General features: G+C 71.7%; 28 protein-coding genes and 1 tRNA gene. 15 read left to right on the top strand and 14 right to left on the bottom strand.

Annotated features, from left to right (window positions below; genetic code table 11):
- The first annotated feature begins 83 nt into the window (after positions 1–83).
- The gene (locus BLP73_RS14300; RefSeq protein WP_090746040.1) at positions 84–830 is read left to right on the top strand and encodes a sugar transferase; all 747 of its coding nucleotides are present in this window, start codon (positions 84–86) and stop codon (positions 828–830) included.
- Here the strand turns inward: BLP73_RS14300 and truA are convergent.
- The 9 genes from truA to tsaD form a co-directional block, all read right to left on the bottom strand.
- On the bottom strand, positions 827–1,606 hold the full coding sequence (gene truA / locus BLP73_RS14295; RefSeq protein WP_090746037.1) for a tRNA pseudouridine(38-40) synthase TruA: 780 nt from the start codon (positions 1,604–1,606) through the stop codon (positions 827–829). The genes BLP73_RS14300 and truA overlap by 4 nt on opposite strands.
- Positions 1,606–2,583 carry a 5-bromo-4-chloroindolyl phosphate hydrolysis family protein gene (locus tag BLP73_RS14290; protein ID WP_090746034.1) on the bottom strand — a complete coding sequence of 326 codons (978 nt, stop codon included), beginning with the start codon at positions 2,581–2,583 and terminating at the stop codon, positions 1,606–1,608. The genes truA and BLP73_RS14290 overlap by 1 nt, the downstream gene beginning before the upstream one ends.
- Positions 2,584–2,715: 132 nt before the next feature.
- Positions 2,716–3,708: a tetraacyldisaccharide 4'-kinase gene (gene lpxK, locus BLP73_RS14285; protein WP_090746031.1), complete on the bottom strand. Its 993-nt coding sequence runs from the start codon at positions 3,706–3,708 to the stop codon at positions 2,716–2,718.
- A complete protein-coding gene (locus BLP73_RS14280; protein ID WP_090746028.1) occupies positions 3,705–4,913 on the bottom strand; it encodes a 3-deoxy-D-manno-octulosonic acid transferase in 1,209 nt (402 codons plus the stop codon). The genes lpxK and BLP73_RS14280 overlap by 4 nt, the downstream gene beginning before the upstream one ends.
- Before the next feature lie 4 nt (positions 4,914–4,917).
- The gene (locus tag BLP73_RS14275; protein ID WP_090746025.1) at positions 4,918–5,163 is read right to left on the bottom strand and encodes a DUF4170 domain-containing protein; all 246 of its coding nucleotides are present in this window, start codon (positions 5,161–5,163) and stop codon (positions 4,918–4,920) included.
- A gap of 249 nt (positions 5,164–5,412) precedes the next feature.
- The gene (locus BLP73_RS14270; protein WP_090746022.1) at positions 5,413–5,832 is read right to left on the bottom strand and encodes an EVE domain-containing protein; all 420 of its coding nucleotides are present in this window, start codon (positions 5,830–5,832) and stop codon (positions 5,413–5,415) included.
- Positions 5,832–6,107 carry a YciI family protein gene (locus BLP73_RS14265; RefSeq protein WP_090746019.1) on the bottom strand — a complete coding sequence of 92 codons (276 nt, stop codon included), beginning with the start codon at positions 6,105–6,107 and terminating at the stop codon, positions 5,832–5,834. The genes BLP73_RS14270 and BLP73_RS14265 overlap by 1 nt, the downstream gene beginning before the upstream one ends.
- Positions 6,104–7,042, bottom strand: a complete 939-nt coding sequence (locus BLP73_RS14260) for an NAD(P)H-dependent glycerol-3-phosphate dehydrogenase (protein ID WP_090746016.1) — start codon at positions 7,040–7,042, stop codon at positions 6,104–6,106. Before BLP73_RS14260 ends, BLP73_RS14265 begins: the two co-directional genes overlap by 4 nt.
- Positions 7,039–8,106, bottom strand: a complete 1,068-nt coding sequence (gene tsaD / locus BLP73_RS14255; RefSeq protein WP_090746013.1) for a tRNA (adenosine(37)-N6)-threonylcarbamoyltransferase complex transferase subunit TsaD — start codon at positions 8,104–8,106, stop codon at positions 7,039–7,041. The genes BLP73_RS14260 and tsaD overlap by 4 nt, the downstream gene beginning before the upstream one ends.
- 64 nt (positions 8,107–8,170) lie before the next feature.
- Here tsaD and BLP73_RS14250 point away from each other — a divergent pair, with 64 nt between their 5' ends.
- The 5 genes from BLP73_RS14250 to map all read left to right on the top strand — a co-directional run bounded on the left by BLP73_RS14250 (position 8,171) and on the right by map (position 13,287).
- Positions 8,171–8,824 carry a uroporphyrinogen-III synthase gene (locus BLP73_RS14250; RefSeq protein WP_090746010.1) on the top strand — a complete coding sequence of 218 codons (654 nt, stop codon included), beginning with the start codon at positions 8,171–8,173 and terminating at the stop codon, positions 8,822–8,824.
- A gap of 91 nt (positions 8,825–8,915) precedes the next feature.
- Positions 8,916–10,334, top strand: coding sequence for a COG4223 family protein (locus tag BLP73_RS19450; RefSeq protein ID WP_175453372.1), 1,419 nt, complete (start codon positions 8,916–8,918; stop codon positions 10,332–10,334).
- 10 nt (positions 10,335–10,344) lie between these two features.
- Entirely contained in the window at positions 10,345–12,246 is a 1,902-nt protein-coding gene (locus tag BLP73_RS14240) for a heme biosynthesis protein HemY (RefSeq protein ID WP_090746005.1), read from the top strand.
- 91 nt (positions 12,247–12,337) lie between these two features.
- Positions 12,338–12,413: transfer RNA gene (locus tag BLP73_RS14235), tRNA-Thr, on the top strand.
- Between the two features lie 121 nt (positions 12,414–12,534).
- Entirely contained in the window at positions 12,535–13,287 is a 753-nt protein-coding gene (gene map / locus BLP73_RS14230) for a type I methionyl aminopeptidase (RefSeq protein ID WP_090746002.1), read from the top strand.
- A gap of 14 nt (positions 13,288–13,301) precedes the next feature.
- Here map and BLP73_RS14225 read toward each other — a convergent pair whose 3' ends face one another.
- The 3 genes from BLP73_RS14225 to secG form a co-directional block, all read right to left on the bottom strand.
- Complete coding sequence (locus tag BLP73_RS14225) at positions 13,302–13,982, bottom strand: MrcB family domain-containing protein (protein ID WP_090746231.1); 681 nt, start codon at positions 13,980–13,982, stop codon at positions 13,302–13,304.
- Positions 13,871–15,514: a CTP synthase gene (locus BLP73_RS14220; RefSeq protein ID WP_090745999.1), complete on the bottom strand. Its 1,644-nt coding sequence runs from the start codon at positions 15,512–15,514 to the stop codon at positions 13,871–13,873. The genes BLP73_RS14225 and BLP73_RS14220 overlap by 112 nt, the downstream gene beginning before the upstream one ends.
- A gap of 152 nt (positions 15,515–15,666) precedes the next feature.
- Positions 15,667–16,284 carry a preprotein translocase subunit SecG gene (gene secG, locus BLP73_RS14215; protein ID WP_090745996.1) on the bottom strand — a complete coding sequence of 206 codons (618 nt, stop codon included), beginning with the start codon at positions 16,282–16,284 and terminating at the stop codon, positions 15,667–15,669.
- A gap of 90 nt (positions 16,285–16,374) precedes the next feature.
- Here secG and BLP73_RS14210 point away from each other — a divergent pair, with 90 nt between their 5' ends.
- The 6 genes from BLP73_RS14210 to BLP73_RS14185 all read left to right on the top strand — a co-directional run bounded on the left by BLP73_RS14210 (position 16,375) and on the right by BLP73_RS14185 (position 20,932).
- Positions 16,375–17,805, top strand: a complete 1,431-nt coding sequence (locus tag BLP73_RS14210) for a cobyric acid synthase (protein WP_090745993.1) — start codon at positions 16,375–16,377, stop codon at positions 17,803–17,805.
- A 108-nt stretch (positions 17,806–17,913) separates the two neighbouring features.
- A complete protein-coding gene (gene ispH / locus BLP73_RS14205) occupies positions 17,914–18,870 on the top strand; it encodes a 4-hydroxy-3-methylbut-2-enyl diphosphate reductase (RefSeq protein ID WP_090745990.1) in 957 nt (318 codons plus the stop codon).
- Positions 18,871–18,939: 69 nt separating this feature from the next.
- The gene (locus BLP73_RS14200) at positions 18,940–19,545 is read left to right on the top strand and encodes a glutathione S-transferase family protein (protein ID WP_090745986.1); all 606 of its coding nucleotides are present in this window, start codon (positions 18,940–18,942) and stop codon (positions 19,543–19,545) included.
- Positions 19,538–19,987, top strand: coding sequence for a ribonuclease HI (gene rnhA / locus BLP73_RS14195; RefSeq protein WP_090745981.1), 450 nt, complete (start codon positions 19,538–19,540; stop codon positions 19,985–19,987). The genes BLP73_RS14200 and rnhA overlap by 8 nt, the downstream gene beginning before the upstream one ends.
- Positions 19,984–20,622, top strand: coding sequence for a trimeric intracellular cation channel family protein (locus BLP73_RS14190; protein ID WP_090745978.1), 639 nt, complete (start codon positions 19,984–19,986; stop codon positions 20,620–20,622). The genes rnhA and BLP73_RS14190 overlap by 4 nt, the downstream gene beginning before the upstream one ends.
- 49 nt (positions 20,623–20,671) lie before the next feature.
- Entirely contained in the window at positions 20,672–20,932 is a 261-nt protein-coding gene (locus BLP73_RS14185; protein ID WP_090745974.1) for a hypothetical protein, read from the top strand.
- A 10-nt stretch (positions 20,933–20,942) separates the two neighbouring features.
- Here BLP73_RS14185 and BLP73_RS14180 read toward each other — a convergent pair whose 3' ends face one another.
- Positions 20,943–21,350 (bottom strand): group III truncated hemoglobin, encoded by a 408-nt coding sequence (locus BLP73_RS14180; protein WP_090745971.1) that lies wholly within the window; start codon positions 21,348–21,350, stop codon positions 20,943–20,945.
- Between the two features lie 100 nt (positions 21,351–21,450).
- On the opposite strand from BLP73_RS14180, the gene queF reads away from it, so the two are divergent.
- The 3 genes from queF to BLP73_RS14165 all read left to right on the top strand — a co-directional run bounded on the left by queF (position 21,451) and on the right by BLP73_RS14165 (position 25,295).
- Positions 21,451–21,912 (top strand): preQ(1) synthase, encoded by a 462-nt coding sequence (queF, locus tag BLP73_RS14175; protein ID WP_090745968.1) that lies wholly within the window; start codon positions 21,451–21,453, stop codon positions 21,910–21,912.
- 190 nt (positions 21,913–22,102) lie between these two features.
- On the top strand, positions 22,103–25,006 hold the full coding sequence (ileS, locus tag BLP73_RS14170) for an isoleucine--tRNA ligase (RefSeq protein ID WP_090745967.1): 2,904 nt from the start codon (positions 22,103–22,105) through the stop codon (positions 25,004–25,006).
- A gap of 28 nt (positions 25,007–25,034) precedes the next feature.
- On the top strand, positions 25,035–25,295 hold the full coding sequence (locus BLP73_RS14165; RefSeq protein WP_245686685.1) for a DUF3253 domain-containing protein: 261 nt from the start codon (positions 25,035–25,037) through the stop codon (positions 25,293–25,295).
- An 18-nt stretch (positions 25,296–25,313) separates the two neighbouring features.
- On the opposite strand, the gene BLP73_RS14160 is transcribed toward BLP73_RS14165, so the two are convergent.
- On the bottom strand, positions 25,314–26,303 hold the full coding sequence (locus BLP73_RS14160) for a hypothetical protein (RefSeq protein ID WP_090745962.1): 990 nt from the start codon (positions 26,301–26,303) through the stop codon (positions 25,314–25,316).
- Between the last annotated feature and the right edge of the window lie 291 nt (positions 26,304–26,594).

Genomic DNA, 26,594 nt, shown 5'->3' with positions numbered 1-26,594 from the left:
GACATTGACCCTCCGGCAGTTCCCATTGCGCCGGGCCTGTGCTACCGCAAAGTTTACTCGATCAGACAGAAGCGGATGGCGACGTGACGATCCACCATGACTGGGACAAGTCGGACGGCGCGCGCCTCGGGGCGCTGACCGCGCCGCGCATGGCCTGGTTCATCGAGGGTGCCGCCGCGCCGGGCGTCAACCCGATGCCCGCCTCCAAGCGGGTCTTCGACATCGTCCTCGCCCTCGTCCTCCTGGTGCCGCTCTCGGTCGTGATGACGGCGGTCGCGCTGCTGCTCCTGGTGCTGCAGGGTCGGCCGATCCTCTACGCCGCTCCGCGGATGCGGGGTCCGAACCAGCCCTTCATGCACCTCAAGTTCCGCACCATGCTGCACCAGAAGGATGACAGCGGCGTGACGGGCGGACACAAATCCTGGCGCATCACACCGGTTGGCAAGTTCCTGCGCCGCACGCGCATCGACGAGCTGCCGCAGCTCTTCAACATCCTGCGCGGCGACATGAGCTTCGTCGGCCCGCGCCCCACGATCCGCGAATATGTCGAGCGCTATCCGGCCGTCTACGCCCAGGTGCTCAAGAGCCGCCCCGGCGTCACCGGCCTTGCCACGCTGATCTACCACCAGCACGAGGACCGCATCCTCGCCCGCTGCAAGAGCGCCCGCGCGACCGAGGCCGCCTATGCCCGCCGCTGCCTGCCGACGAAGCTGAAGATCGACCTCATCTACCAGCGCAACCGGACCTTCGCGCTGGACATGTGGATCATGTGGCGGACGCTGCGAATCGTGCTCTGGCGGGACGAGAAGCCCCGCCGCCGCGGCCGCTAATCCCCGAACGGGTCGCTCGGATAGACCGCCTCGGTCAGGTAGAGCCCCTGCGGCGGGCAGACCGGGCCGCAGGCGGCGCGGCTGCGGGCCGCGAGCGCCTCGGCCACGCGCGCGGGCGGCCAGGCGCCGGCGCCCACCCGCTCGAGCGTGCCGACGATGCTGCGGACCTGATTGTGCAGGAAGGACCGCGCGCTCAGGTGGAAGCGGTATTCCATGCCGTGCGGGACCTCCAGCGCCTCGATCCTGATCTCGTCGAGCGACTTCACCGGGCTCTTGGCTTGGCACATGGTCGAGCGGAAGGTGGTGAAGTCGTGAAGTCCGACCAGATGCGCCGCCCCCGCCCGTATCGCCTCGAGGTCCAAGGGTTGCAGCACCTGCCAGACCCGCCCCCGCTCATGCGTCACCGGCGCCCGCCGCGAGATCAGGCGGAACGTGTAGCGCCGCCCCGTGGCCGAGAACCGCGCGTGGAAATCTTGCGGAACCTGAGCCGCCGCGAGCACGGCCACAGGTGCGGGCTTCAGGTGCCAGTTCAGCGCCTCGGAGAGGCGGAACGGGTCCCAGTCCTTCTCCAGATCGGCATGCGCGACCTGCCCCGTCGCATGAACGCCCGCATCGGTCCGCCCCGCCGCCGCCACCCGTGCCCCGGCGGCGAAGCCCGCATCCAGCCGCGCCAGCGCGGCCTCCAGCGCGCCCTGCACCGAGGGCTGGTCGGCCTGCGCCTGCCAGCCGGCGAAGGGGCCGCCGTCATATTCGATCTTCAGGGCGTAGCGCGGCATTACTCGCGCGGCACCTTCTGGCCGGGGAAGGGCATGGCGAGCAGCTGGTCCAGCGTCTGCGCCTCGTGGCTCTGCAGCTGCGGCCGGTCTTCGGGGGCAAGCGCGGTCGCAGCCCCGGTCAGCCCCTCGCGGGCCAGCCGCTCGCGCAGGACCGACATCTCGATGTCCAGCGCCGCCCGGTCGCCCTCGGCCAGCTTGTCGGCGCGGGCGAGGAAGTCCCGCTCCAGCTCGTCCAGGAACGCCAGATACTGCGCCCGCACCGCCTGGTCCTGCGTGCGCGCATAGAGGTCCGCGAAACGCACCGTCGCATCGCGCACGCCCATCAGGTACACGCCCAGATAGCGCCGGGCCGAGGACAGCCCGCCCGGGTTTTCCCGCAGCCGGTCGAAAAGGTGATGCACGGCGGCGGCGAACAGCTCGACCCGCGCCTCCAGCCGCCGGTCCCCGGCGCGGGCGATGGCGTCCGTGGTCTGGCGCAGATAGCCCTCGGCCTCCTCGATCATCCGCTGCGCGCGGCCCTGCTGGAACTCGTCCACCCCGGCCGCGCCCTTGTCGCGCATCGGATCGGTCCCGAAGGCCAGCACATGCAGCGCCAGCCCCGCCGCGCCGACCAGCGCCGCGTCGGGCATCATCCCCGGCGCCGCGACCGCGAGCCCGAGGCCGCCGCCCGCCATGACGCCTCCGAAGAGCTTCCTCGGGATCGCCGGCCGCTTGGCGACGCGACGTGCCTCATAGGCGGCCTGCGCGATCAGCCCCTCGCGCGTCATCCACATGCCGCTGGCGATGAGGCCGAAGGCCGCGAGGTCCGTCACCATGCCCGTGGCGCCCTGGAAGAACGCCCCCAGCACCATCGGGAAGGCCGCGACGGTGATCCATTTCGGCCGCCCCTCGTGCGGATGGCGCGGCACCGGCGGCGGCGCGGGCCGGCCCTGCGGCAGGTTGTTGCCGAGGATGCTGTCCCAGAGGCCGCGCGCCATCAGCCCGCGAACCCCGCATAGAAGGTCAGCAGCACCAGAAGGTAGAAGCAGAGCCTTTGCCGGGCCGTGGTGGACATCGCAATTCCTTTCCGGGACGTGGTCCGCCCCTATATCGGCACCAGCGCGGCGATTTCAAACGCCCTTGGGAAACAGCCGGTCCAGCGCCGCCTCCAGCGGGGCGGGGTCGGCCAGATGCAGCCGCACCGGCAGGGCCATGACCTTGCGCCGGAAGGCGCGGGGCAGGCGGGCGGCGTCCTTTTCCGTCGTGACCAGCTGGGCGCGGGTCATCCGCGCCTCGGTCTCGAGCCGGGTCAGCAGGGCGGGGGTGAAGGGCTGGTGATCCTCCAGCGCCTCGGCCCGGACCAGATCGGCGCCAAGGGCGCGGAGCGTGGCGAAGAACTTCTCGGGATGCCCGATGCCCGCGAAGGCCAGCGCCCGGTGCCCGCGCCAGTCGAATCCCATCTGCAAGGGCCGCAGCTCGGCCCGCAGGTGCGGCGGCGCGCCCGGCGGCGGGGCAAAGGCCGCCTGCGCCGCCTCGGGGCCGATGGACAGCAGCAGGTCGGCGCGGGCCAGCCCGACCGCCACCGGCTCGCGCAGCGGCCCGGCCGGCAGGCAGAGCCCGTTGCCGAAGCCCTTGGCCGCGTCCACCACGACCAGCGACAGGTCATGCGCCAGCGCCGGGTCCTGGAAGCCGTCGTCGAGGATGATCGCCTGCGCCCCGGCCTCGGCCGCCGCCCGCGCCCCGGCCAGCCGGTCCTTCGCCACCCAGACCGGCCCGAAGGCGGCCATCAGCAGCGGCTCGTCCCCCGTCTCGGCCGCCTCATGCGTCCGCTCGTCGACGCGCAGCGGCCCCGTCGCCGTCCCGCCATAGCCGCGCGAGACGACATGCGCCGCCACCCCGCGCGCGGCCAGCGCCATCTGCAGATGGATCACCGTCGGCGTCTTGCCCGTCCCGCCCGCGTTCAGGTTGCCGACGCAGATCACCGGCACGGCCAGGCGCGCGCGCGGCCCGCCGGCCAGCCGCCGCGCCGTGGCGCGGGCATAGGCCGCCCCAAGGGGTGCCAGCAGCCGTGCGCGCAGGCTGGGGGGGCGGCGGAACCAGAAGGCGGGGGCGCGGCGGATCATGCGCGGCTCCGCGTCGGCGCGGCATCGCGCGCCAGCGCCTCCAGCGCGGCATCGGCGATGCGCATGGCGACGCCGGCGCCGCCGGTGCTGACGCGCCAGGCGTTGTGGGCGAGGCCGGCGATCAGCTCGGGCGAGGTCAGCTCGGCCACCGCCAGCGCCAGCTCCTCGGCCGCGCCGACATGGCGGGCGGCCTGCGCGCGGTCCAGCTGCTGCCATTCCGTCGCGTGGCGCCCGGTTTCGGGCCCGTGGACGATGGCCGAGCCGAGCGCGGCAGGCTCGAACGGGTGGCGCGCGGCGGCGTCGTCGCCGCTGAGCGTGCCGCCCATGAAGCTGACCGGCGCGAGGCGGTACCACAGGCCCAGCTCGGTCACCCCGTCGGTCAGGTAGACCTGCACCTCGTCCGTCGGGTCCTCGTCCTCGGTGCGGCGGGCGGTCGCCATGCCGCTGGCCTCGATCCGCGCGGCCAGCGCGTCGACGCGGCCCACATCTCGCGGGGCGAGGATCAGCAGCGCCCGGTGCGAGCGGCGCAGCGCGGCCTCGTGGGCGGCGAGCACCGCGTCCTCCTCGGCCTCGGGCAGGGCGGCGGCGAACCAGGCGTGGCGACCGTCCAGCATCGCGGCCATGGCGGCGCGCTCAGCCTCGGCGCAGCGCAGCGGCTCACGGATGTCGGTGACGGGGCCGGGCATGGCAAGCCGCGCGGGCGCCACGCCCATGCGGCGCGCGGCGGCCTCGCTGGCCTGGTCGGTGACCAGCACCGCCGACATGCGCTGGATCAGCTGCCGGCGCATCCGCGACTCCAGCCCCAGGCTCAGCCCGAGGGTTCCGCCGCCGGCATCCAGCCGCGCCTCGGCCAGCACGACGGGCAGGCCGCGTTCCTCGGCCCCCGCGATCAGCGCCGCCGGCAGGGCCGAGCCGAGCAGCAGCAGCGCCCGGGGTTTGCCCTCGTCGAGAAGCCGCGCGACGAGGTCCGGGTCCTCGGCCGCGTCCGCGCCCTCGGCCGTCGCCAGGCGGATCAGCCGCAGGTCGGGGCGCAGCTTCATCAGCCGCCGCGTGACCTGCGCCTCGGCGCCGGCGGCCTCGGGCGCGACATGCAGGATCAGCGCCGGGCCGCTGCCGGCCGGGATCGCGGGCAGGGCGGCGCCGCCCCCCCGCCGACCGCGCAGGTGCAGCCACAGGCCCAGCTGGCCCAGTCCCGCGCCGGACATGGCCTCAGCCGCCCAGTTCCTCGGTCGGGCTGACCTCGCGCTCCTCGTCGCGCAAGCGGTGCAGGTGCGCGATGAAGTAGCGGGTATGGGCGCTGTCCACGGTCCGCTGCGCCTCGGCCTTCCAGGCGGCGAAGGCGCTGGCGTAGTTGGGATAGATGCCGACCATGTGGATCTGGCTGGTGTCGCGGAACTGGGTGCTTTGCGGATCGACAAGCTCGCCGCCGAAGACGAGGTGCAGGCGCTGGTTCATGTGACCTCCGATGGGTGCCGTTCGGGCGCGACCCTAGCCTGCCGCACCTGCAAGATGAAGGCTATTTGCGGAAAATGCCGCGCATCGCGCGCTTGCCCGGACACGGGCGGCGGCGTAGGGTGCAGGAAATCGGGCCAGAAGGCCGAAGCCGAATCCGTCAGGGGCGCGCGTGGGGTGCGACTTGGGGGGAGGGGGCCTCGGCCGCAGCGCCGGGGCCCCTTTTTCATGGCGTATCGCCTGCGCCTGCCCTCAGGCGCTCTCGCCGGCCAGCTCCATCATCACGGCCCATTCCTCCTCGGTCACCGGCTGCACCGACAGCCGCATCGACGTGACCAGCGCCATCTTCGCCAGCCGCGGCTCGGCCTTGACCGTCTCCAGCGTCACCGGCTGCCGGAGCGGGCGCACCGCCTTGACGTCCACGCATTCCCACCGCGGATCGTCCGTGCTGCTGTCGGGATGAACCTCGGCCGCGACCTCGCAGATGCCGACCGCCTCCTTGCCGATGTTCGAGTGGTAGAAGAGGCCCAGATCGCCGACCTTCATCGCCCGCATGTTGTTGCGCGCCTGGTAGTTGCGCACACCGTCCCATTCCTCGCCCGCATCGCCCTTGGCGACCAGGTCGTCCCATCCGAAGACATCCGGCTCGGACTTGAAGAGCCAGTAGGCCATCAGCCGATCACCTTCTTCCACTCGACGATGTCGGTGAAGGCGAAGAGCCCGGCCGCCTTGTAGGGATCGCCCGCCGCCCAGTCCCGCGCCTCCTGAAGGCTGCCGGCCTCGATCACCAGCAGCGAGCCGCGCATCTCGCCCTCCTCGATCAGGGGGCCGGCCATGCGCAGCCCTTCGAAGGCCTTGAGAAAGGCCAGATGCGCATCGCGCGTGTCGAGGCGGGTTTGCAGCGCGCCGGGCTTGTCCCGGCAGATCACGGCGAAAAGCGGCATCATTCCTCCTTCAGCGGGCGGGCCAGCAGATGTTCCATGGCTTTCTCGACGGAAATCGCGCCTCCCGCAAGCCGCGCGACCATCGCGGCGAGCGGCAGGTCCAGTCCCTCGGCCGCGGCCAGCCGCGCCAGCGCCTCGGCCGTCGCCGCCCCCTCGACCGTCACGCCCGTGTCAAAGGCCTCGCCCGCGCCGAGTGCCCGGCCGAAGCGGAAGTTGCGCGACTGCTCCGAGGAGCAGGTCAGCACCAGGTCCCCGAGGCCCGAAAGCCCGGTCAGCGTCTCGCCCCGCGCCCCCAGATGCACGGCGAGCCGGGTCATCTCGGCAAAGCCGCGCGTGATGATCGCCGCCCGCGCGCTGTCGCCGAGGCCGGCGCCGATCACCGCGCCCGCCGCGATGGCCATCACGTTCTTCAGCGCCCCGCCCAGCTCGGCCCCGACCACGTCCGTCGTCCGGTAAAGCCGCAGCACCGGCGTCGCCAGCGCCTCCTGCAGCGCCGCGCCCGCCTCGGGGTCCGCGCAGGCCAGCGTCAGCGCCGTCGGCAGCCCCCGCGCGATGTCGGCCGCGAAGGAGGGGCCGGTCAGCACCGCCACCACCGCCTTGGGCGCGGCCCCGGCGATCAGCGCGGACGGCCCGCGCAGCGTCCCGAGGTCGATCCCCTTCGCAGTGCTGACCAGCCGCTTGCCGCCCATCCGCCCGCCGTGCTCGGCCAGGAAACCGCCCAGCTTCTGCGCGGGCAGCGCCAGCAGCAGCGTGGCGGCGGCCAGCGCCGCGTCCAGATCCTCGGTCACCCGCACCGGCGCCGGGACCGCGACCCCTGGCAGGCGGGGGTTCTCGCCCTGCCAGTCGATGCGCCGGCCCCAGAGCGTGACATCGCCCTTCGCCGCCAGCGCCACGGCGAGCGCCGTGCCGAAGGCGCCTGCGCCCAGAACCGCGATCATGCCTTCGCCCCCTTCTTGCCGCTGCCCAGCATCGGCGCGGCGCCTTGGTCCAGCGGCCAGCGCGGCCGCGCGACCAGGTCCATCCCGTCGCGCGCGCCCTCCCGGAACCGCTCGATCCCCGCCCAGGCGATCATCGCGCCGTTGTCCGTGCAGAGCCGCAGCGGCGGCGCGAGAAAGCGGGCGCCGGCCCGCGCCGCCACCTCCTGCAGCGCCGCGCGGATCTGCGCGTTGGCCGCGACCCCGCCTGCCACCGCCAGCACCGGCACCGGATGCGCCGCCAGCGCCCGCCGCGCCTTTTCGGCCAGCACCTCGGCCACGGCCGTCTGAAAGGCCGCGCACAGGTCCGCCCGGTCCCGCTCGCGCAGCCCCCCCTGCGCCGCGATCAGCGCATCGCGCTGGCGCAGGGCGGCGGTCTTCAGCCCCGAGAAACTCATGTCGCAGCCCGGCCGGTCCAGCAGCGGGCGCGGCAGGGCGATCCGCCCGGCATCCCCGTCCCGCGCCGCCGCCTCGACCGACGGCCCGCCCGGCTGCGGCAGCGCCAGGAGCTTGGCCAGCTTGTCGAAGGCCTCGCCCGGCGCGTCGTCGATCGTGCCGCCGAGGCGCGTGAAGTCCTCCGGTCCCCGGACCAGCAGGAACTGGCAATGCCCGCCCGAGACGAGCAGCATCAGGTAGGGAAACTCGACCCCATCCGTCAGCCGCGGCGTCAGCGCGTGGCCGGCCAGGTGGTTGACGCCCACCAGCGGCAGCCCGGCCCCCGCCGCGATGCCCTTGGCGCACATGACCCCGGCCATGACCCCGCCGATCAGCCCCGGCCCGGCCGTCACCGCCACCCCCGCCAGATCGCGCAGGCCCAGCCCCGCCTCGGCCAGCGCCTGCTCCACGACAAGGTCCAGCCGCTCGGCATGGGCGCGGGCGGCGATCTCGGGGACGACGCCGCCGAAGGCCTCGTGCAGCGCCGTCTGGCTGCTGACCACGTTCGACAGGATGCGCCGATCCGCCGTCACCACGGCGGCGGCGGTGTCGTCGCAGCTGCTCTCGATGCCGAGGAAGATCAGCTCGCCCATCCTTGCCCTGTCCCTGCGCCGCCCTTACGCCTGAAGCGCCTAGCACCCGAGAAGGGATAAGCCAATGCCGCCGCCCCTGCTGCTGACCCGCCCCGAGGCCGACGCCCGCCGCTTCGCCGCGCTGCTGCCGGGCTGGCCCGCGGTCATCGCGCCCATCCTCAGGATCGAGCCCGTGGCCCATGACGCGCAGGCGCTGGCCGAGGCGCCGGGCCTCGTCTTTACCTCGGCCCATGCGGTCCCTGCGGCGGGCGCGGGGCGGGGCCGCCCGGCGATCTGCGTCGGCGCCCAGACCGGCGCGGCCGCCCGCGCGGCGGGCTTTTCCGTGACCGAGGGGCAGGGGACCGCCGCCAGCCTCCTACCGCTGATCGCGGCCGCCTCCGTGCCGCTGATCCATCCGCATGGCCGGCACCTGGCCCGCGCGCTGCCGGTGCCGGGCATGGTGGTCTACGACCAGGTGCCGCAGCCCCTCGGCGCCGAGGCCGAGGCGCTGCTCGCGGGCGCGGCGCCAGTGATCCTGCCGGTCTTCTCGCCTCGCTCCGCGCGGCTTCTTGCCGAGGCGGTCGCGACCGCCCGCGCGCCCCTGTGGCTGGCCGCGATCAGCGCGGCGGCGGATGACGCCTTCGCGGCCCCGGCGGCGCAGCGGGCGCTGGCCCCCGCACCCTCGGCCGCGGGGATGGTCGCGGCCATCCGCGGGCTTGCCGCAGCGGAACGAAGTTGAGAAGGGCGGGTTGAGCAGCAGGCCGGCCCTCATTAGGCTGCGCCGAGCCGCGCTGCCGCATATCGTTGCGGGCGTGATACGGGGACCAGACGTGACGAAGCCAACCAAGCCACAGCCGACCAAGCCGCGGAGCCGCAAGCCCGACACCGACAACCCCTCCGGCACGGATACCGCGATGGACGCGGCATCCGCCGCGCCCGAGACATCCGCGACGCCGCGGCCGCTTCCGGCCGCGCCCGGCACGCTGTCCAGCACCGAGATCGGCGCCGGCAAGCCCGCCCAGGCCGGCCAGCCCGGCGAGATCAGGCCCATCGAATCGACCCTGGTGGGCGCGGGCGGCGGCCTGCCCGCGGCCGCGCCCAAACCGGATGCGGCCAAGTCGGCGTCGGCCAAGCCGGAGGCTGCGAGCGCCGGACCGGCCCCGGATCGTCCGAAACCTTCTTCGACCGCAGTGCCGCCCGCGACGGCCCCGGCTGCGCGCCGCGAGACGCCCCGCCGCGGCGGCTTCCTGCCGCTGGCCTTGGGCGGCGCCGTCGCCGCCGGCCTCGGCGCCGCGGCGGCCATCCTCGTCCTGCCGCAGCTTCCGCCCGAATGGCAGCCCGCCGGCGGCGCCGCGCCCGAGGCCGCCGCCCCCGAGGCCGCGCCCGTGGACGAAGAGGCGATCCGCAGCATTGTCGCCGCCGAACTCGCCGCCCGGCCCGCGCCCGAGCCGGCCGCGCCCGGCGAGGCGCAGCTTCCGCCCGAGATCGCCCAGCAGCTCGAAGACCAGGCGCAGCGCCTGGCCGCGCTGGAAGGCGCCGAGGCCCCCGAGCAGCCCGATCTCTCGCCGCAGATCGAGCAGCTGACCCAGCAGCTCGCCGCCCAGGCCCAGCAGATCGAGGAGCTGGCCGCCCGTCCCGCCTTCGACGCCGAGGCCACCACCGCCGCGCAGCAGCAGATCGAGCAGGCCGCCGCCGAGGCCGAAGAGCGCCTTGCCGCCGCCCAAGCCGAGGCTGATGCCCTGCAGGCCGCCGCCGCAGAAAGCACCCGCCGCGCCGAGGCCGTCGCCGCCATCGCCGCGCTTCAGGCGGCGCTGGACGAAGGCGTGACGCCCGAGGACGCGCGCCAGCGGCTAGAGGCCGTCGGCGTCGACTCGCCCGAGGCGCTGAACGCCCCGGTCGCCAGCCTGGCCGAGCTTCAGACCGGCTTCCCCGAGGCGTCGCGCGCCGCGCTCCGCGCCTCGTACCAGACCGAAAGCGCGCAGGGCGGCGGCAACGTCATCACCAATTTCCTGCGCGCCCAGACCGGCGCCCGCTCGGTCGCCCCGCGCGAGGGGGACGATCCCGACGCCATCCTCTCGCGCGCCAATGCCGAGATCCAGGCCGGCCGTGTCGCTCCTGCCGTTGACGAGCTGGCCGCCCTGCCCGAACCCGCCCGCGCCGCCCCCGCGATGGCCGACTGGCTGACGCGGGCCGAGGGTTACATCGCAGCGCAGGCGGCCCTGTCCGACCTGTCGGCGCAATCGAATTGAGGACCGCCCGATGCTTCTGTCGCTGCTGAAAATCCTGTTCTTCTTCGCGGTCGTCCTCGCCCTCGCTCTCGGCGCCACATGGCTGTCCGAAACCGGCGAGATGCTGCGGATCGAATATGGCGGGATGGAGTTCGTCCTGACGCCCGTGAAGGCCGTGGTCGCCCTTCTGGTCCTCGTGATCCTGGCCTGGCTGACCGTCAAGCTGCTGGGCCTGCTGGTCGCCTTCCTGCGCTTCTTGGCCGGGGACGAGACCGCCATCAACCGCTACTTCGCCCGCTCGCGCGAGAAGAAGGGCTACGCCGCCTTCGCCGAGGGGATGCTGGCCGTCGCCTCGGGCGAGGGCAAGCTGGCGCAGGACAAGGCCGCCAAGGCCGCGAAATACCTGAGCGAGCCGCACCTGACGAACCTTCTGGCCGCGCAGGCGCACGAGACCGCGGGCGACCGGCAGAAGGCCATCGCCGTCTACCGTGACCTGCTGTCGGACGACCGCACCCGCTTCGTTGGCGTGCGCGGCCTCATGCGCCAGAAGCTGGCCGAGGGCGACACCCACAAGGCGCTGCTGCTGGCGCAGAAGGCCTATGCCCTCAAGCCCCGCCACAAGGAGGTGCAGGACACGCTTCTGGACCTGCAGACGCGCGAGCATGACTGGAAGGGCGCCCGCAAGACCCTCAAGGACAAGAAGGCGCAGGGCGATCTGCCCAAGGACGTGGCCCTGCGCCGCGACGCGGTCCTGGCGCTGCAGGAGGCCAGCGAGGTTCTGGCCAAGGGCAACTCGATCAGCGCCCGTGAGGCTGCCATCTCGGCCGCCAAGGCCTCGCCCGACCTGATCCCGGCCGCCGTTCTGGCGGCGCGCAGCTACATCGCGCAGAAGGACTTCCGCAACGCTTCGCGCATCCTCGAGAAGACCTGGAGCGTGCGCCCGCACCCCGATGTCGCCGCCGCCTATGCCGAGATCGTGCCGGACGAGACGCCGGTCGCGCGCCTTAATCGGTTCGACCGCCTCATCAGCGCGAACCGGGACCACGAGGAATCGCGCCTTCTGCAGGCCGAGCTGCTGCTGGCGGCCGAGGACTTCCCCGGCGCCCGCCGCGCCCTTGGCGATCTGGCCGAGCGGCATCCGACGGTGCGAACCCTCTCCATCATGGCGGCCGTGGAACGCGGCGAGGGCGCGGACGACGCGGTCGTGCGCGCCTGGCTGACGCGGGCGCTGAGCGCCTCGCGCGGGCCGCAATGGGTCTGCGACAAGTGCCACAACGTGATGCACAACTGGGCGCCGGTCTGCGACAGCTGCAACGGCTTCGACACCCTGACCTGGCGCGAGCCCGACACCGAGCTGGCCCGCCCCGCCGCATCCTCGACCGGCTCCGAGATGCTGCCGCTTCTGGTCGGCCGCGACAGCAAGCCCGCGCCCACGGCCGGGCAGGGCGAGATCCCCGACCTGTCCGAGCCGGTCCAGCCGCACCCGCCCGGTCCCGCGGCGCCAGAAGGCCGCCCCGCCGCTGCATCGCGCGCCCCGCGGGTCGCGCCCGGCATGGTCCCGCGCGAGTCCGACTACGACGACGGCCCCGAGCCTTCGCACACGGTGACGACTCCGCAGGCGTCCGCTCCGGCGCATGGCGGCGCCGCACCCGCGGCCCCAGCAGCGGCAAGCCCCATCCTGGCGCCGGTCCCCGAAACCGCGCCCGAGGAAACCGAGGCGCCCGGCGCTGTCCCCGAGCTGCGCCTGCCGGACGATGCCGAACCCGCGCCCGCCCCGGTCCTGCCGGCGGACGTGCCCCGGTTCGAGCGTGCCGGCCGCCCCGAGCCGGCGCTCGGGCCGACGCCCGCGCCGCTGGACGAGCCGCGCATGGTCCGCCCCGATGTCGAGCCGCTGGACGAGCCCGCCTGGACCGAGGGCAAGCCCCGCCGCTGAGGCTCAAACGACGCGCGGGCAGGTGAAAAATCTGCCCGCGCCCCCTTCCCCCCCTCGGCGGAAGGTGCTATCCGCCCTCCACAGCCTGGACGCCGCTGTAGCTCAGCTGGTAGAGCACGTCATTCGTAATGATGGGGTCGGGGGTTCGAGTCCCTTCAGCGGCACCAGGTTGCATTCCGCCACGCACCCGCGCTTCGGCGCCCGTGGCCCCCTCTCCCTCAGGATTGACATCGACAGCCCGTCCGTCGCAGCACGGTAGCGTGCCGAGCTTTGCCCGAAGGAGATGCCATGACGGTCACGCATGAGGACGAGCTGGACGGGCTGAAGGCGATCGGCCGCATCGTCGCGAACACGCTTCACGCCATGACCGCCGCCGCCCGGCCGGGCATGACCACGCGCGAGCTGGACGAGATCGGCGCGCGCCTTCTGGCGCAGGCGGGCGCAGTCTCGGCGCCCCGATCCACCTACGGCTTTCCCGGCGCCACCTGCATAAGCGTCAACGAAGAGATCGCGCATGGCATCCCCGGCGAGCGGCGGCTTGCGGCGGGCGATCTGGTCAACATCGACGTCTCGGCCTCGAAGGACGGTTACGTCGCGGATACCGGCGCCAGCTTCTGCCTCGGGCCCGCGCGACCGGCGCTGCGCCGGCTCTGCCGCGACGGCCGCCGCGCGATGCAGGTTGGCATCGCCGAGGTCGGCCACGGCAAGCCCCTGGCCGGCATCGGCAACGCCATCGGCGCCTTCGCGTCCGGGCGCGGCTATACGCTGATCCGCAATCTCGCCAGCCACGGCACGGGCAGGGCGCTGCACGAGGCCCCCGAGGAGGTGCCGACCTGGCCAACCACCGGCGACCGGCGCCGCATCCATGACGGGCTGGTGCTGACGGTCGAGCCGTTCCTGTCGCGCGGCGGCAACTGGGCGGACACCAGGCCCGGCGACGACTGGACCCTCTACAGTCGGCCCGTCGCGCCGGTCGTGCAATACGAGCACACGGTCGTCGCCACCCGCCGCGGCCCGGTCATCGTGACCCTGCCGGGCTGAGGCGGGGGGCGGCGCTACGCGCGCGGCCCGACGATCCCGCGATAAAGATCCAGCATGTCCTGCAGCGCCGGCGCGATGCCGTCCGGCGCAGCCGCCTCCCAGGCCCGCCACAGGGCCGATCCGGCCTCGTAGCCCTGGGGCAGGGCGGCGGTGCTGCCAAGGTGCAGGGGGCCGGGCGAGAGGCCATGTCCCGGCCTCACCTCAGCCCGCGTCGCCGCGGCCAGCGCCCGCAGATGCGCCAGCCCCTCGGCATGCCCAAGCGCCGTCAGCGCGTCCGCCGCGCCGTGCTGGAGGGCAAGGACGATCCGCTCCTCGGTGGCGTCGATGAAGATCGCGACGTAAAGCCCGCGCCGCATCGAACGGGTCACATGCGGGGCGAAGAAGGCCATCCACGGCACGGCCGCCCAGCCCGGCGCGCCGGTGCTGGCGCGGACCAGCAGCCGCTCGGGTCGATGCGCCACCGCCGCGCGGGCGATCTGCGCCAGCTCGACGCGGAAGAAGCGGGCGAAGGCGCTGCCCGCCACCGGCCCGGCGCGGGCGGCGCCGTAGCCCCGCGCGGCGAGGGCCAGCGCCTCGGGCAGCGTCAGACCAGCCGCCCTTCCTCCATCGCCGCGCGGACGAAGCCGGCGAACAGGGGGGCGGGCGCGAAGGGCTTGGACTTCAGCTCGGGATGGGACTGCACGCCGATGAACCACGGGTGGTCGGCATATTCCACGACCTCGGGCAGCCGCCCGTCGGGCGACATCCCCGAAAAGCACAGGCCCGCCTTTTCCAGCTGCTGGCGATAGGTCGCGTCGACCTCGTAGCGGTGGCGGTGGCGGTCCTCGATCTCGGTCGCGCCGCCATAGATCTCGGAGATGCGCGAGCCCTCGGCCAGGATTGCCGTGTAGGCCCCAAGCCGCATCGTGCCGCCCTTGTCGTCGCCGACCTTGCGCTTCACCGTGTAGTTGCCCTGCACCCATTCCTTGAGGTGGTAGACGACCGGGGTGAACCGCGTCTTGCCGGCCTCGTGGTCGAACTCCTCCGAGCCCGCGTCGGGCATGTCGGCGAGGTTCCGCGCCGCCTCGATCACCGCCATCTGCATCCCGAGACAGATGCCAAGATAGGGCACCTTCTTCTCGCGCGCATAGCGGGCGGCGGCGACCATGCCTTCCGTCCCGCGCTCGCCGAAGCCGCCCGGCACGATGATGCCGTGATAGCCGTCCAGAAGATGCGCGCCCTCGCCCTCCAGCTTCTCGCTGTCCACCCAGTCCGCCTTGACCCGCACCCGGTTCGCCATCCCGCCATGGGTCAGCGCCTCCGAGATGGATTTGTAGGCGTCCTCGAGCTGCGTGTACTTCCCGACGATGGCGATGCGGACCTCGCCCTCGGCGTTCTGCAGCCGGTCCATCACGTCCTCCCACCGCGCCAGGTCGGGGCGGGGGGCGGGGCTGATCGCGAAGGCATCCAACACGGCCCGGTCGAGGCCGGCGCGGTGATAGGCCAACGGCGCCTCGTAGATCGTCTTCAGGTCATAGGCCGGGATCACCGCATCGGGCCGTACGTTGCAGAAGAGCGCGATCTTCGCCCGCTCCTTCTCCGGGATGGGATGCTCGGAGCGGCAGACCAGCACGTCGGGCGCGAGGCCGATCGACTGCAGCTCCTTGACCGAGTGCTGCGTGGGCTTCGTCTTCAGCTCGCCCGAGGCCGCCAGATAGGGCAGCAGCGTCAGGTGCATCAGGATGCACTGGCCCCGCGGGCGCTCGTGGATGAACTGGCGGATCGCCTCGAAGAAGGGCAGGCCCTCGATGTCGCCGACCGTGCCGCCGATCTCGCAGAGCATGAAGTCGACCTCGTCCGCGCCGATGGTCAGGAAGTCCTTGATCTCGTTGGTGACATGCGGGATCACCTGGATCGTCTTGCCCAGATACTCGCCCCGCCGCTCCTTCTCGAGCACGTTCGAGTAGATCCGCCCCGAGCTGACGCTGTCCGTCCGCCGCGCCGACACGCCCGTGAACCGCTCGTAATGGCCGAGATCGAGATCCGTCTCGGCGCCGTCATCGGTCACGAAGACCTCGCCATGCTCGAAGGGGCTCATCGTGCCGGGATCGACGTTCAGGTAGGGGTCCAGCTTGCGCAGCCGCACGGTGAAGCCGCGGGCCTGGAGCAGCGCGCCCAGGGCCGCCGAGGCCAGCCCTTTGCCAAGGCTCGACACGACGCCGCCGGTGATGAAGATGTAACGCGCCATGAGGCCCCCGTGATCTGTCAGTCAAGCTCGACGCGGGCCGCCGGGGCGACAGGCATCACGGGACCCAGCAAATACCCGATTCGCCTGTCAGCCGCAACGGACCGCAAGTTGATGTGGGCCGGCGCAGCGCCGCCCCAAGAAGTGGTGTTGTCTCAGTTGGCAGGCGGCGCGGTGACCTCGCCCGCCGGCGCCGGCGCGGCAGGTGCCGCAGCCTCGGGCGCGGCCGGAGCCGGAGTTTGAGTCGGAGCCGGAGCCGGGGCAGGGGCGACCACGTCGGCGGCCGGTGCCTGTGCCGGGGCGTCCGCCGCCGGCGCCGCGGGCGTCACCGGCTCGGCCGGCGCCGGCGCAGGCGCTGTGGCCTCCGGTGCCGCCGCCTCGGGAGCCGCCGCCGCGGGCGCCTCGGCCTCGGGGGCGGGCGGGGTCAGCGGGTTGCCGGCCGTCGTCGGCGGCGGGGTGTAGGCGGGCAGACCGGGCAGCGTCGGGGCAGGTGCCTGCTGGCCGGCAGGCGCGCCGATCTGGTCCATGATCGAGCCGGTCGTGGCCTGCCGCGCCGCCAGCACCGTCAACGCGAGCGAGGTGCAGAAGATGGCGACGCCGAAGATCCAGGTGAGCCGCGTCATCGCGTTGGCCGCCGCGCGGCCCGACATGACGCCGCCGCCACCGCCACCGCCGCCCATGCCAAGGCCGCCGCCCTCGGACCGTTGCAGCAGGACAACCCCGGTCAGCAGCAGGGCAAGGATCAGATGCACGGTCAGAATGACGTTTTCCACGGCTTTCGGCCTTTCATTTGCGGACGGGCCTATCTAGTCACGGGCGATCATGTTGGCAAGCAAGAGTGTCCCCATGCCCGAAGGGATGAAATGCCCGCGCTGATGATCCAGGGAACCGGCTCGAACGTCGGCAAGTCGCTGCTGGTCGCGGGCCTCTGCCGGGCGGCGCTGCGGCGCGGGATCAAGGTCGCCCCCTTCAAGCCGCAGAACATGTCGAACAACGCCGCCGTCACCGCGGACGGGGGCGAGATCGGCCGCGCCCAGGCCCTGCAGGCTCGCGCCTGCGGGCTGGAGCCGCTCACCGACATGAACCCCGTGCTCCTCAAGCCCGAGACGGAACGCGGCGCGCAGGTGATCCTGCACGGCCGCGCCATCGGCCGGGCCGAGGCGCGCGACTACCAGGCCCTGAAGCCCCGCCTGCTGACCGGGGTCCTCGACAGCTTCGCCCGCCTGACCGCCGCCCACGACCTTGTCATCGTCGAGGGCGCCGGCAGCCCGGCCGAGGTGAACCTGCGCCCCCGCGACATCGCCAACATGGGCTTCGCCCGCGCCGCCGGCGTGCCCGTGGTGCTGGTCGGCGACATCGACCGGGGCGGGGTGATCGCGCAGATCGTCGGCACGCAGGCCGTGATCGACCCCGAGGACGCCGCCATGATCCGCGGCTTCCTGATCAACAAGTTCCGGGGCGACCCGCGCCTCTTCGACGACGGCTACCGGATGATCGAGGCGCGCACCGGCTGGCGCGGCTTCGGCGTGGTCCCCTGGTTTCCCGGCGCCCACCGGCTGCCGGCCGAGGACGCGGTGGACCTGCGCAGCGGCCGGGGCGAGGGGCTGCACGTCGTCTGCCTAACCTTCTCGCGCATCGCCAATTTCGACGATCTCGACCCGCTGGCCGCCGAGCCGGAGGTGCGTCTCACCATGCTGCGCCCCGGCCGGCCGATCCCGGGCGACGCGGACCTCGTGATCCTGCCCGGCACGAAATCGACGCTCGGCGATCTGGCGTTCCTGCGGGCGCAGGGCTGGGACATCGACCTTGCCGCCCACCACCGGCGCGGCGGCCACGTTCTGGGCATCTGCGGCGGCTTCCAGATGCTGGGCCGGCGGATCGAGGACCCCTCGGGCGCCGATGGCGTCACCGGCGGCGCCGAGGGCCTCGGCCTTCTGGACGTCACCACCGTCATGGCTCCGGACAAGCGACTGGAGCGCATCGCCGGCACCGCCCTCGGCCAGCCTGTCACCGGCTACGAGATCCACATGGGCCGCACCGCAGGCCCCGACTGCGCCCGCCCCTTCGCCCATCTGCCGCAGCCCGACGGCGCGATCAGCCCGAACGGGCGGGTGACGGGCAGCTACCTCCACGGCCTCTTTGCGGGCGACGCCTTCCGCGCGGCCTTCCTCGCGCGCCTTGGCGCCCCCTCGCAGCCCGGCTTCGAGGCCGGGGTCGAGGCCGCGCTGGACGATCTGGCGGGTCACCTCGAGGCGCATCTGGACGTGGCGGGCCTGCTGGCCGTTGCGCGCTGATCGTTAATGATGCGTGCGTTGTCGGTGCACGTTCGGTGTACGCGCCGTGCACCCTTTGTGACCGCCCGGTGCTGGACGAAACGGGGCCGGCGCGCTACCTGATGGGCCATGGAACACGCAAAGCCGCCCCTGACCCTCTACCTCGCCGCCCCGCGCGGCTTCTGCGCCGGCGTCGACCGCGCGATCAAGATCGTCGAGATGGCGCTCGAGAAGTGGGGCGCCCCCGTCTACGTCCGCCACGAGATCGTCCACAACAAGTATGTCGTTGACGAGCTTCGGGAAAAAGGCGCGGTCTTCGTCGAGGAACTGGACGAGTGCCCGCCCGACCGGCCGGTGATCTTCTCGGCCCATGGCGTGCCCAAATCCGTCCCCGCCGAGGCGCAGCGCCGGAACATGGTCTATGTGGACGCGACCTGCCCGCTGGTGAGCAAGGTCCATATCGAGGCCGAACGCCACTTTGCTGCCGGCCTCCAGATGGTGATGATCGGGCACGAAGGCCACCCGGAAGTCATTGGCACGATGGGACAATTGCCTCCCGGCGAGGTGGTCCTGGTCGAGGATGTGGCCGATGTCGCCACCGTCGAGGTGCGCGATCCGCAGCGCCTCGCCTTCATCACCCAGACCACGCTCTCGGTCGACGACACCGCCGCCATCGTCGCCGCCCTTCAGGCCCGCTTCCCCGCCATCACCGGGCCGGCGAAGGAGGACATCTGCTACGCCACCACCAACCGCCAAGCGGCGGTCAAGGAGGTCGCGCCCAAGGTCGACGCGCTGCTGGTGATCGGCGCCGAGAACTCGAGCAATTCCAAGCGCCTGGTCGAGGTCGCCCGCACCGCCGGCTGCGGCTATTCGCAGCTGGTCATGCGCGCCGCCGACATCGACTGGCGCGCGCTGGAGGGCATCCGCAGCGTCGGCGTCACCGCCGGCGCCAGCGCCCCCGAGGTGCTGGTGAACGAGGTCGTGGACGCCTTCCGCGCCCGCTTCGACACGGTCGTGGAGCTGGTCGAGACGGCGGTGGAGCGCGTCGAGTTCAAGGTGCCGCGGGTTCTGCGGGAAACCGCCTGACGGCGAGGGAAAGCCGGGGGCCAGCCCCCGGACTCCCAGGGTATTTCGGCAACGAAGAAGAGGTCAGGGGTGCGGCTCTATTCGATGCCCTCGTCGGGCAACAGCTACAAGCTGCGGCTTCTGCTGGCGTTCCTGGGACGTGAGGTCGAGATGGTCGATGTCGAGGCAGGAAGCGCGGCCTTGGCGTCGGCGAAGGCCGAGGGGCGGCTGCCCTTCGGCAAGGCGCCCGTGCTGGAACTGCCGGACGGGCGGCTGCTGCCCGAGTCGAACGCGATCCTCTGCTGGCTGGGCGAGGGCACGCGCTTCGTGCCTGCCGACCCGCTGGAGCAGGCCGAGATGCTGGGCTGGATGTTCTGGGAGCAGAACAGTCATGAGGGCGTGATTGCCGTGCGGGCAGCGCTTCGCTGCTATCCCCACCGCAGGGCGGAAGCCACGCCCGACCGGATGGCGGCGCTGCTGGAGGCGGGGCATGGGCTGCTTGCCATCATGGAGCGGCGGCTGGCGGGGCGGGACTGGCTGGTGGGCGCGGGTCCGAGCCTTGCCGATATCTGCCTTTACGCCTACACGCACTCGGCCGGAAGCCGGGGCGGGTTCGAGATGGAGCGCTTCCCCCATGTCCGCGACTGGCTGGATCGGGTGGCGGCGCTGCCGGGATACAAGGGGCTGCATGACTGAGCTTTTCGCATGGACCGACGGCGCCTGCAGCGGCAATCCCGGACCGGGGGGCTGGGGTGTCCTGATGCGCGCGCTGGAGGGCGAGGCGGTCCTGAAGCAACGCGAGTTGCAGGGGGGCGAGGCGGCCACCACCAACAACCGCATGGAGCTGATGGCGGCAATCAGCGCGCTCGAGGTGCTGACGCGGCCGACGAAGATCGTGATCGTGACCGACAGCGCCTATGTGAAGAACGGCGTCACGCAATGGATTCACGGCTGGAAGCGGAACGGCTGGAAGACCGCCGACCGCAAGCCGGTGAAGAATGTCGAGCTGTGGCAGCGGCTGGACGAGGCGCAGAAGCGCCACGAGGTCGAGTGGCGCTGGATCAAGGGCCATGCCGGCCATCCCGAGAACGAGCGCGCGGACGAGCTGGCGCGGGCCGGCATGGCGCCCTTCAAATGAACGTCGCGGCGCTGGTGACGGCGCTGGATTACGGCTCGGTGCTGATCTTCGCGCTGACCGGGGCGCTGGTGGCCAGCCGGGCGCAGCTGGACCCGGTGGGCTTCATCTTCATGGCGGCGCTGACCGCAGTCGGCGGGGGCACGCTGCGCGACCTCATCCTGAACCGCGAGGCGGTGTTCTGGGTCGCCGAGCCCTCCTACGTGCTGCTGGCGGCGGGGGCGGCGCTGGCCGTCTTCTGGACCGCGCATCTGATCGAGAGCCGCTACTCGCTGCTGGTCTGGCTCGACAGCGTCGCGCTTGCCGTGGCGGTGGCCGCCGGGGCGGGGGTGGCGCTGGAGATGGGCTCGCCGCCGGTGATCGTGGTCATCATGGGGATCGTGACGGGCACCTTCGGCGGGCTGATGCGGGACGTGGTCGGCAACGAGCTGCCGCTGGTCCTGAAGCAGGGCGAGCTTTACCTCACCGCGGCCTTCGGAGGTGCGCTCGCGGCCGTGCTGCTGGTCTGGACCGGCGCGCCGCGGCCGGTCGCGCTTCTGGCTTGCGCGCTGGTCGTGTGGGTGCTGCGGGCGGGCAGTTTGCGCTTCGGCTGGAAGCTGCCGGTCTATCGGCCGCGTCCGCCGCGGGATCGCGGCTGAGGAACATCCCCTCGCGGAGGGGGTTGGGGCGCCGTAACAGGAGGCATCCATGAGCCAATCGCACACCACCAAGGATCACGACACCATCCGCAAATGGGCCGAGGCCCGCGACGGCCATCCCGCCAAGGTCGATACCGGCGGCGAGGGCGGCATCCTGCGGATCGACTTCGGCGAACCCGAGGACAGCCTGACCCAGATCGAATGGGACGAGTTCTTCGAGATCTTCGACGAGAACGGCCTTGATTTCCTCTATCAGGACAAGGCCGCCGATGGCGGGACCAGCCGCTTCAACAAGTTCGTGAAGGGCTAGCGGAGGCCGGTCACCGCAAGAGAGGCGGCCCGCCGCGGCCGGCGTCGATGTTCTGGGTTCCGGCCCGCAGCCCCTGGCCGATGCGGTGGGCGAGCTGCGACCAGGCCCGCGCGCTCCACGGGGGCAGGGTGCGGCGGAGCGACTCGTCGAAGAGCGCCAGCCAGATCGCGAAATGCTCGGGTCGGACGTTGCCGGCTGCCAGATGCGCACGCATCGGGCTGCCGTTGTAGCCGGCCTTGTGCAGGATCGCGCCCTGCCAGAAGGCGGCGATGCGGTCCTCATGCGCGGGCCAGTCGCCGACATGCTCGGCGAAGATTGGGGCGAGGATCTCATGCCGGCGGACGGCGGCGTAGAAGGTCGCGATGACCTTGCGGATCTCGGCCTCGGTGATGTCGAAGCGGGGCGGGATGGTCTCCATCCCCCGCATCTGGCGCGGGCGCGCGGCGGTTGCAAGGGGGCGGGCACGGGCATAGAAGGGCCGCCCGGTCGCAGCCCACCCGGTCAAAACAGGAGCCTCCATGAGCCACTACACCGACACGCTGACCCAGCTCGGCAACGCCACGTCCCTACCGCGATCGCCCGAGGAGGCGGTGCTGGAGCGTGTGCCGAACCCGCAGGCGGGCACCGCCTTTGTCGTGCGCTTCACGCAGCCCGAGTTCACCAGCCTCTGCCCGCTGACGGGTCAGCCTGATTTCGCGCATCTGGTGATCGACTATGTCCCCGGCGACTGGCTGGTCGAGTCGAAGTCGCTGAAGCTGTTCCTGGGCAGCTTCCGCAACCACGGCGCCTTCCACGAGGACTGCACCGTCGGGATCGCCAAACGGCTGGTGGAGCTGCTGGACCCGGCCTGGCTGCGGATCGGGGGCTACTGGTACCCGCGCGGCGGGATGCCGATCGACGTCTTCTGGCAGACGGGTGCGGCGCCGGCGGGGGTCTGGGTGCCCGATCAGGGCGTTGCACCCTATCGCGGGCGGGGCTAGGGGGCGCTGCCCCCGTCCCGTGCCGGGACTCCCCCGGGATATTTAAGCACAGAAGATGGGGGTGCTTGCGGGGGGGCCGCGCCGTTTCTATAGAGGGCGCATGAGATTTCAGGGACAGGCCCGGCGAATTAGCGGCCCGGTGGCGTGAGGGTTCGCGCTGCCGGGTTTTGCCCTGCCTGATCTTCCAAGGATGTCCCCCATGAGCGACGCGACCCCCGATTACCGCGACACCGTCTTCCTGCCGCAGACCGACTTTCCCATGCGCGCCGGCCTTCCGCAGCGCGAGCCCGACTGGCTGGAGCGGTGGGCGCGGATCGGCGTCTACGACCGGTTGCGCGAGCGCAGCGCGGGGCGGGCGCCCTTCGTGCTGCATGACGGGCCGCCCTATGCCAACGGGCATCTGCATATCGGGCACGCGCTGAACAAGACGATCAAGGACATTGTGGTCCGCTCGCACCAGATGATGGGGCGGGACGCACGTTACGTGCCGGGCTGGGACTGCCACGGTCTGCCGATCGAGTGGAAGATCGAGGAGAAGTACCGCAAGGAGGGCCGCGACAAGGACGCGGTCGACGTGGTCGAGTTCCGCCAGGAATGCCGCCGCTTCGCCGATGAATGGGTGGCGATCCAGCGCGACGAGTTCCAGCGACTTGGCATCACCGGGGCCTGGGACCGGCCTTACCTGACGATGGACTATCACGCCGAGGCCGTCATCGCCGCCGAGTTCATGAAGCTGGTGATGAACGGGGCGCTCTATCAAGGCAGCAAGCCCGTGATGTGGTCGCCGGTCGAGAAGACTGCGCTGGCCGAGGCCGAGGTCGAGTACAAGGACCATACCAGCCACACGATCTGGGTGCGCTTCGTCGTGCTGGGCGAGGGGGCGCTGGCGGGGGCGACAGTCGTCATCTGGACGACGACGCCCTGGACCATCCCGCAGAACCGCGCGGTGGCCTTCAACCCGGCGATTGGTTACGGGCTCTACGAGGTCGTGGCGGTCGCGGAGGGCTCGACCGCCGTCGCGGGCGAGCGGCTGGTGCTGGCGGATGCGCTGGCCGAAGGCGTGATGGCGCAGGCGAAGGTCGTCGAGGGCCGGCGCGTCGCCGATGTTGCCGCGGGCGATCTGGAGGGGCTGGTCATGGCTCATCCCCTGCGCGGCGTCGAGGGTGCGGCGGGCGAGTGGGACTATGACGTCCCCATGCTGCCCGGCGATCATGTCACGGACGACGCGGGGACGGGCTTCGTGCACACGGCCCCGAGCCACGGCGACGACGACTATCAACTGGGCCTGCGCTTCAAGCTGCCGATGACATACAATGTCGAGCCGGACGGTAGCTACCGCCGCGATCTGCCTCTGTTCGGAGGCGAGGCCATTATCCTGCCGGACGGCAAGGACGGGCCGGCCAATGTCAGCGTCATCAAGCAGCTGGCCTGGGCCGGGGCACTGCTGGCCAAGGGGAAGATCAAGCACTCCTACCCGCACAGCTGGCGGTCGAAGGCGCCGCTGATCTACCGCAACACGCCGCAATGGTTCGCCGCCATCGACAAGCCGCTGGAGGACGGGATGGGCCAGCATGGCGCGACGATCCGCAGCCGGGCCTTGACCTCGATCGATAAGCTGGTCGCGTGGTGGCCGCAGTCCGGGCGCAACCGCATCCACTCGATGGTCGAGAACCGCCCGGACTGGGTGCTCTCGCGCCAGCGGGCCTGGGGCGTTCCGCTGACCTGCTTCGTCAAGCGCGGCGCCAAGCCCACGGACGAGGGCTTCCTGCTGCGCGATCCCCGCGTCAACGACCGCATCACCGCCGCCTTCGAAACCGAGGGCGCCGATGTCTGGTATCGCCCGGGCTTCAAGGCTCAGATGCTGGAGGGGATCGTCGATCCCGAGGACTATGAGCAGGTCATGGACGTGCTGGACGTGTGGTTTGACTCGGGCTCGACCCATGCCTTCGTGCTGCGCGACCGCGAGGACGGGGCGCCGGACGGGATCGCCGATGTCTACCTGGAGGGCACCGACCAGCATCGCGGCTGGTTCCAGTCGTCCCTCTTGCAGGCCAGCGCGACCAAGGGCCGCGCGCCCTACCGGAACGTGGTGACCCACGGCTTCACGCTGGACGAGAAGGGCATGAAGATGTCCAAGTCGCTCGGCAACACCATCGTGCCGGCCGAGGTCATCAAGCAATACGGCGCCGACATCCTGCGGCTCTGGGTGGCGCAGACCGACTACACCGCCGACCAGCGGATCGGGCCCGAGATCTTGAAGGGCACCGCCGACAGCTACCGCCGCCTTCGGAACACGCTGCGCTTCCTGCTGGGCGCGCTGGCGGGTTGGGACGAGGCAGAGCGGGTCCAGCCCGCCCAGATGCCCGAGCTGGAGCAGTGGGTGCTGCACCGCCTCGCGCAGCTGGATCACCAGGTCCGGCGCGGCTACGAGCGCTTCGACTTCCAGGGCGTCTTCCAGACGCTGTTCCAGTTCTGCACGGTGGATCTGTCGGCCTTCTTCTTCGACATCCGCAAGGACGCGCTCTACTGCGACGCGCCCGAGGCGATGCGGCGGCGGGCGGTGCGGACGGTGATGGACATCGTCTTCCACAGGCTGGTCACCTGGCTCGCGCCGATCCTGCCCTTCACGATGGAGGATGTCTGGCTCTCGCGCTTCCCGTCCGAGGATAGCAGCGTCCATCTGCAGGACTTCGCCGAGACGCCGGCCGATTGGCTGAACGAGCCGCTGGCCGCGAAATGGGACCATGTCCGCCGTGCCCGCCGCGTGGTGACCGCCGCGCTGGAGGTGAAGCGGTCCGACAAGACCATCGGCGCCAGCCTCGAGGCCGCGCCGGTCGTGCATGTCGAGGAGCCCGAGATGCTGAAGGCGCTGCGCTCGGTGCCCTTCGCGGACCTCTGCATCACCTCGGACCTCGTGCTGACGGCCGATCCGGCCCCGGCCGAGGCGTTCCGCATGGGCGATGCGCCGGGGATCGGCGTGGTCTTCGAGCTGGCGGATGGCGAGAAGTGCCAGCGCTGCTGGAAGATCCTGCCCGATGTCGGCACGCACAAGCATCCCGGCACCTGCGCCCGCTGCGACGCGGTCCTTGGATGAGACGGGCTTGAGTGTGGCGGGCCTGGATGTGGCCGGCCTGAGCGAGGCGGACCTGCGCGCGGCGATCCTCGCGCAGGCCGCCCGGCTCCGCCCTGGAACCACCTGCTGCCCGAGCGAGATCGCCCGCGCCCTGTCTGTGGACTGGCGTCCGCTCATGGCGCCGCTGCGGGCGGAGGCGTTCGCCTTGGCGGCGGACGGGCGGCTGGTGGTGACGCAGAGGGGCCGCGTCGTGGGGCCGGATGCGGCAGGACCGATCAGGCTCGGCCGGCCCGAGGCAGAGGCGCCGTAGGCGGCTCGCCCCGATCCGTCAGACCAGCCACCAGCCCTTCGCCTTGATCTGGTTGCGGATCGCCCGCTCCAGCCGGGGCAGGGAGGCACCGTCGAAGATCGGGCGGACCTTGTCGCGGCCCTTTCTCTGGTAGATCAGCTTTCGCGCCGGCTCCCAGTTGCGCAGGACCTGCTTGATCTCCTTCCCGGCCACCGCGTCCTCGAGCAGGGCGATCTGGCCCGGCGCGCCGAAGACGTAGAGAAGGGGCAGCTTGCGGTAGTGAAAGCTCGCCTCGCCGTCCAGCGCGGCAAGTGCGGGGCCGGGGCGGCCGCCACCGAGGCTGTGCACCACCAGCGGCAGGATCACCTGGTCGAGCCACGGCTCGAGCGTCTGGCAGGCCAGCTCGTCCTGCGGATCGTCCCGCACCTCGCGCGCCCAAGTGAGGAAGCGCCGCCCGAACTCGGCCGGATCCGGCCCGAGGAACCAGCCCGCGTTGAAGTAGAGATACCGCTCCCAGTGCTCGTCGGGCTGGCCTTCGTCCAGCGATGTCTCGAAGTCCAGCCCGAAGCGCCGATAGAGCGAGCGCCAGATCCCGGTGAAACCCGGCCCATAGGCGGGGGGGACCGGCCAGGTCCCCTCTCGCCGCATCGAGGCCGTCGGGCGCGAGACGTCGATCCCGTCCAGAGGTCCGGTGATCAGCGTGTCGGTGTCGAAGAAGATGAACGGCTCGCCGGCCGGCAGCAGCGCCAGCGCCTCGATCTTGTTGCCTTGGGGGTAGGCGGCGCCGAAGACGGTCGCGGTGAAGGGCAGGATCTCGCCGCCGAGCCCGGAGATGACCGCGCGCCCCTCATCCGAGAGCCGCGTCTCATGCCCGCTCCATGCCCCGACCGGCTGCGGCTCGGCCACGATCACGCGCCCGGCAAAGCTTGGCGAGGCGCGGCGCAGGCTGGCCAGGAAGATGATGGCCTCAAATTCCAGCCGGCCCGCCTGCGCCACGATCAGGATGTTGAAGGCAGGACTTGGAGGCATCGGATCAACCTGAGGATGTGGAGTCTGGATCTTGATACCGCTGATCGTCCCGATGAAAAACCCGGAACGCGACATGCTGGACGCGAAAATGCCGGGAACTGCCCGGCGAGCGTAAAAATCAGCTGTCATGGGGGGAAAGTGGTGGGCGACCCTGGAATCGAACCAGGCGTGGGTCTCCCCGGCGGAGTTACAGTCCGTTTTTGCTGGCTTCTAGCGGGTCCTCATCTTCCCGAATAAGCAGACATCGGCTTGCGTTTTCGGGCACTTCGCTTCTAAATGTCCGTCACGAGC

The sequence above is a fragment of the Paracoccus tibetensis genome (genome assembly GCF_900102505.1).
Taxonomy (GTDB): Bacteria; Pseudomonadota; Alphaproteobacteria; order Rhodobacterales; family Rhodobacteraceae; genus Paracoccus; species Paracoccus tibetensis.
Note: the sequence above shows the minus strand (reverse complement) of the source record. Positions and strands in the feature narration are given on the sequence as shown.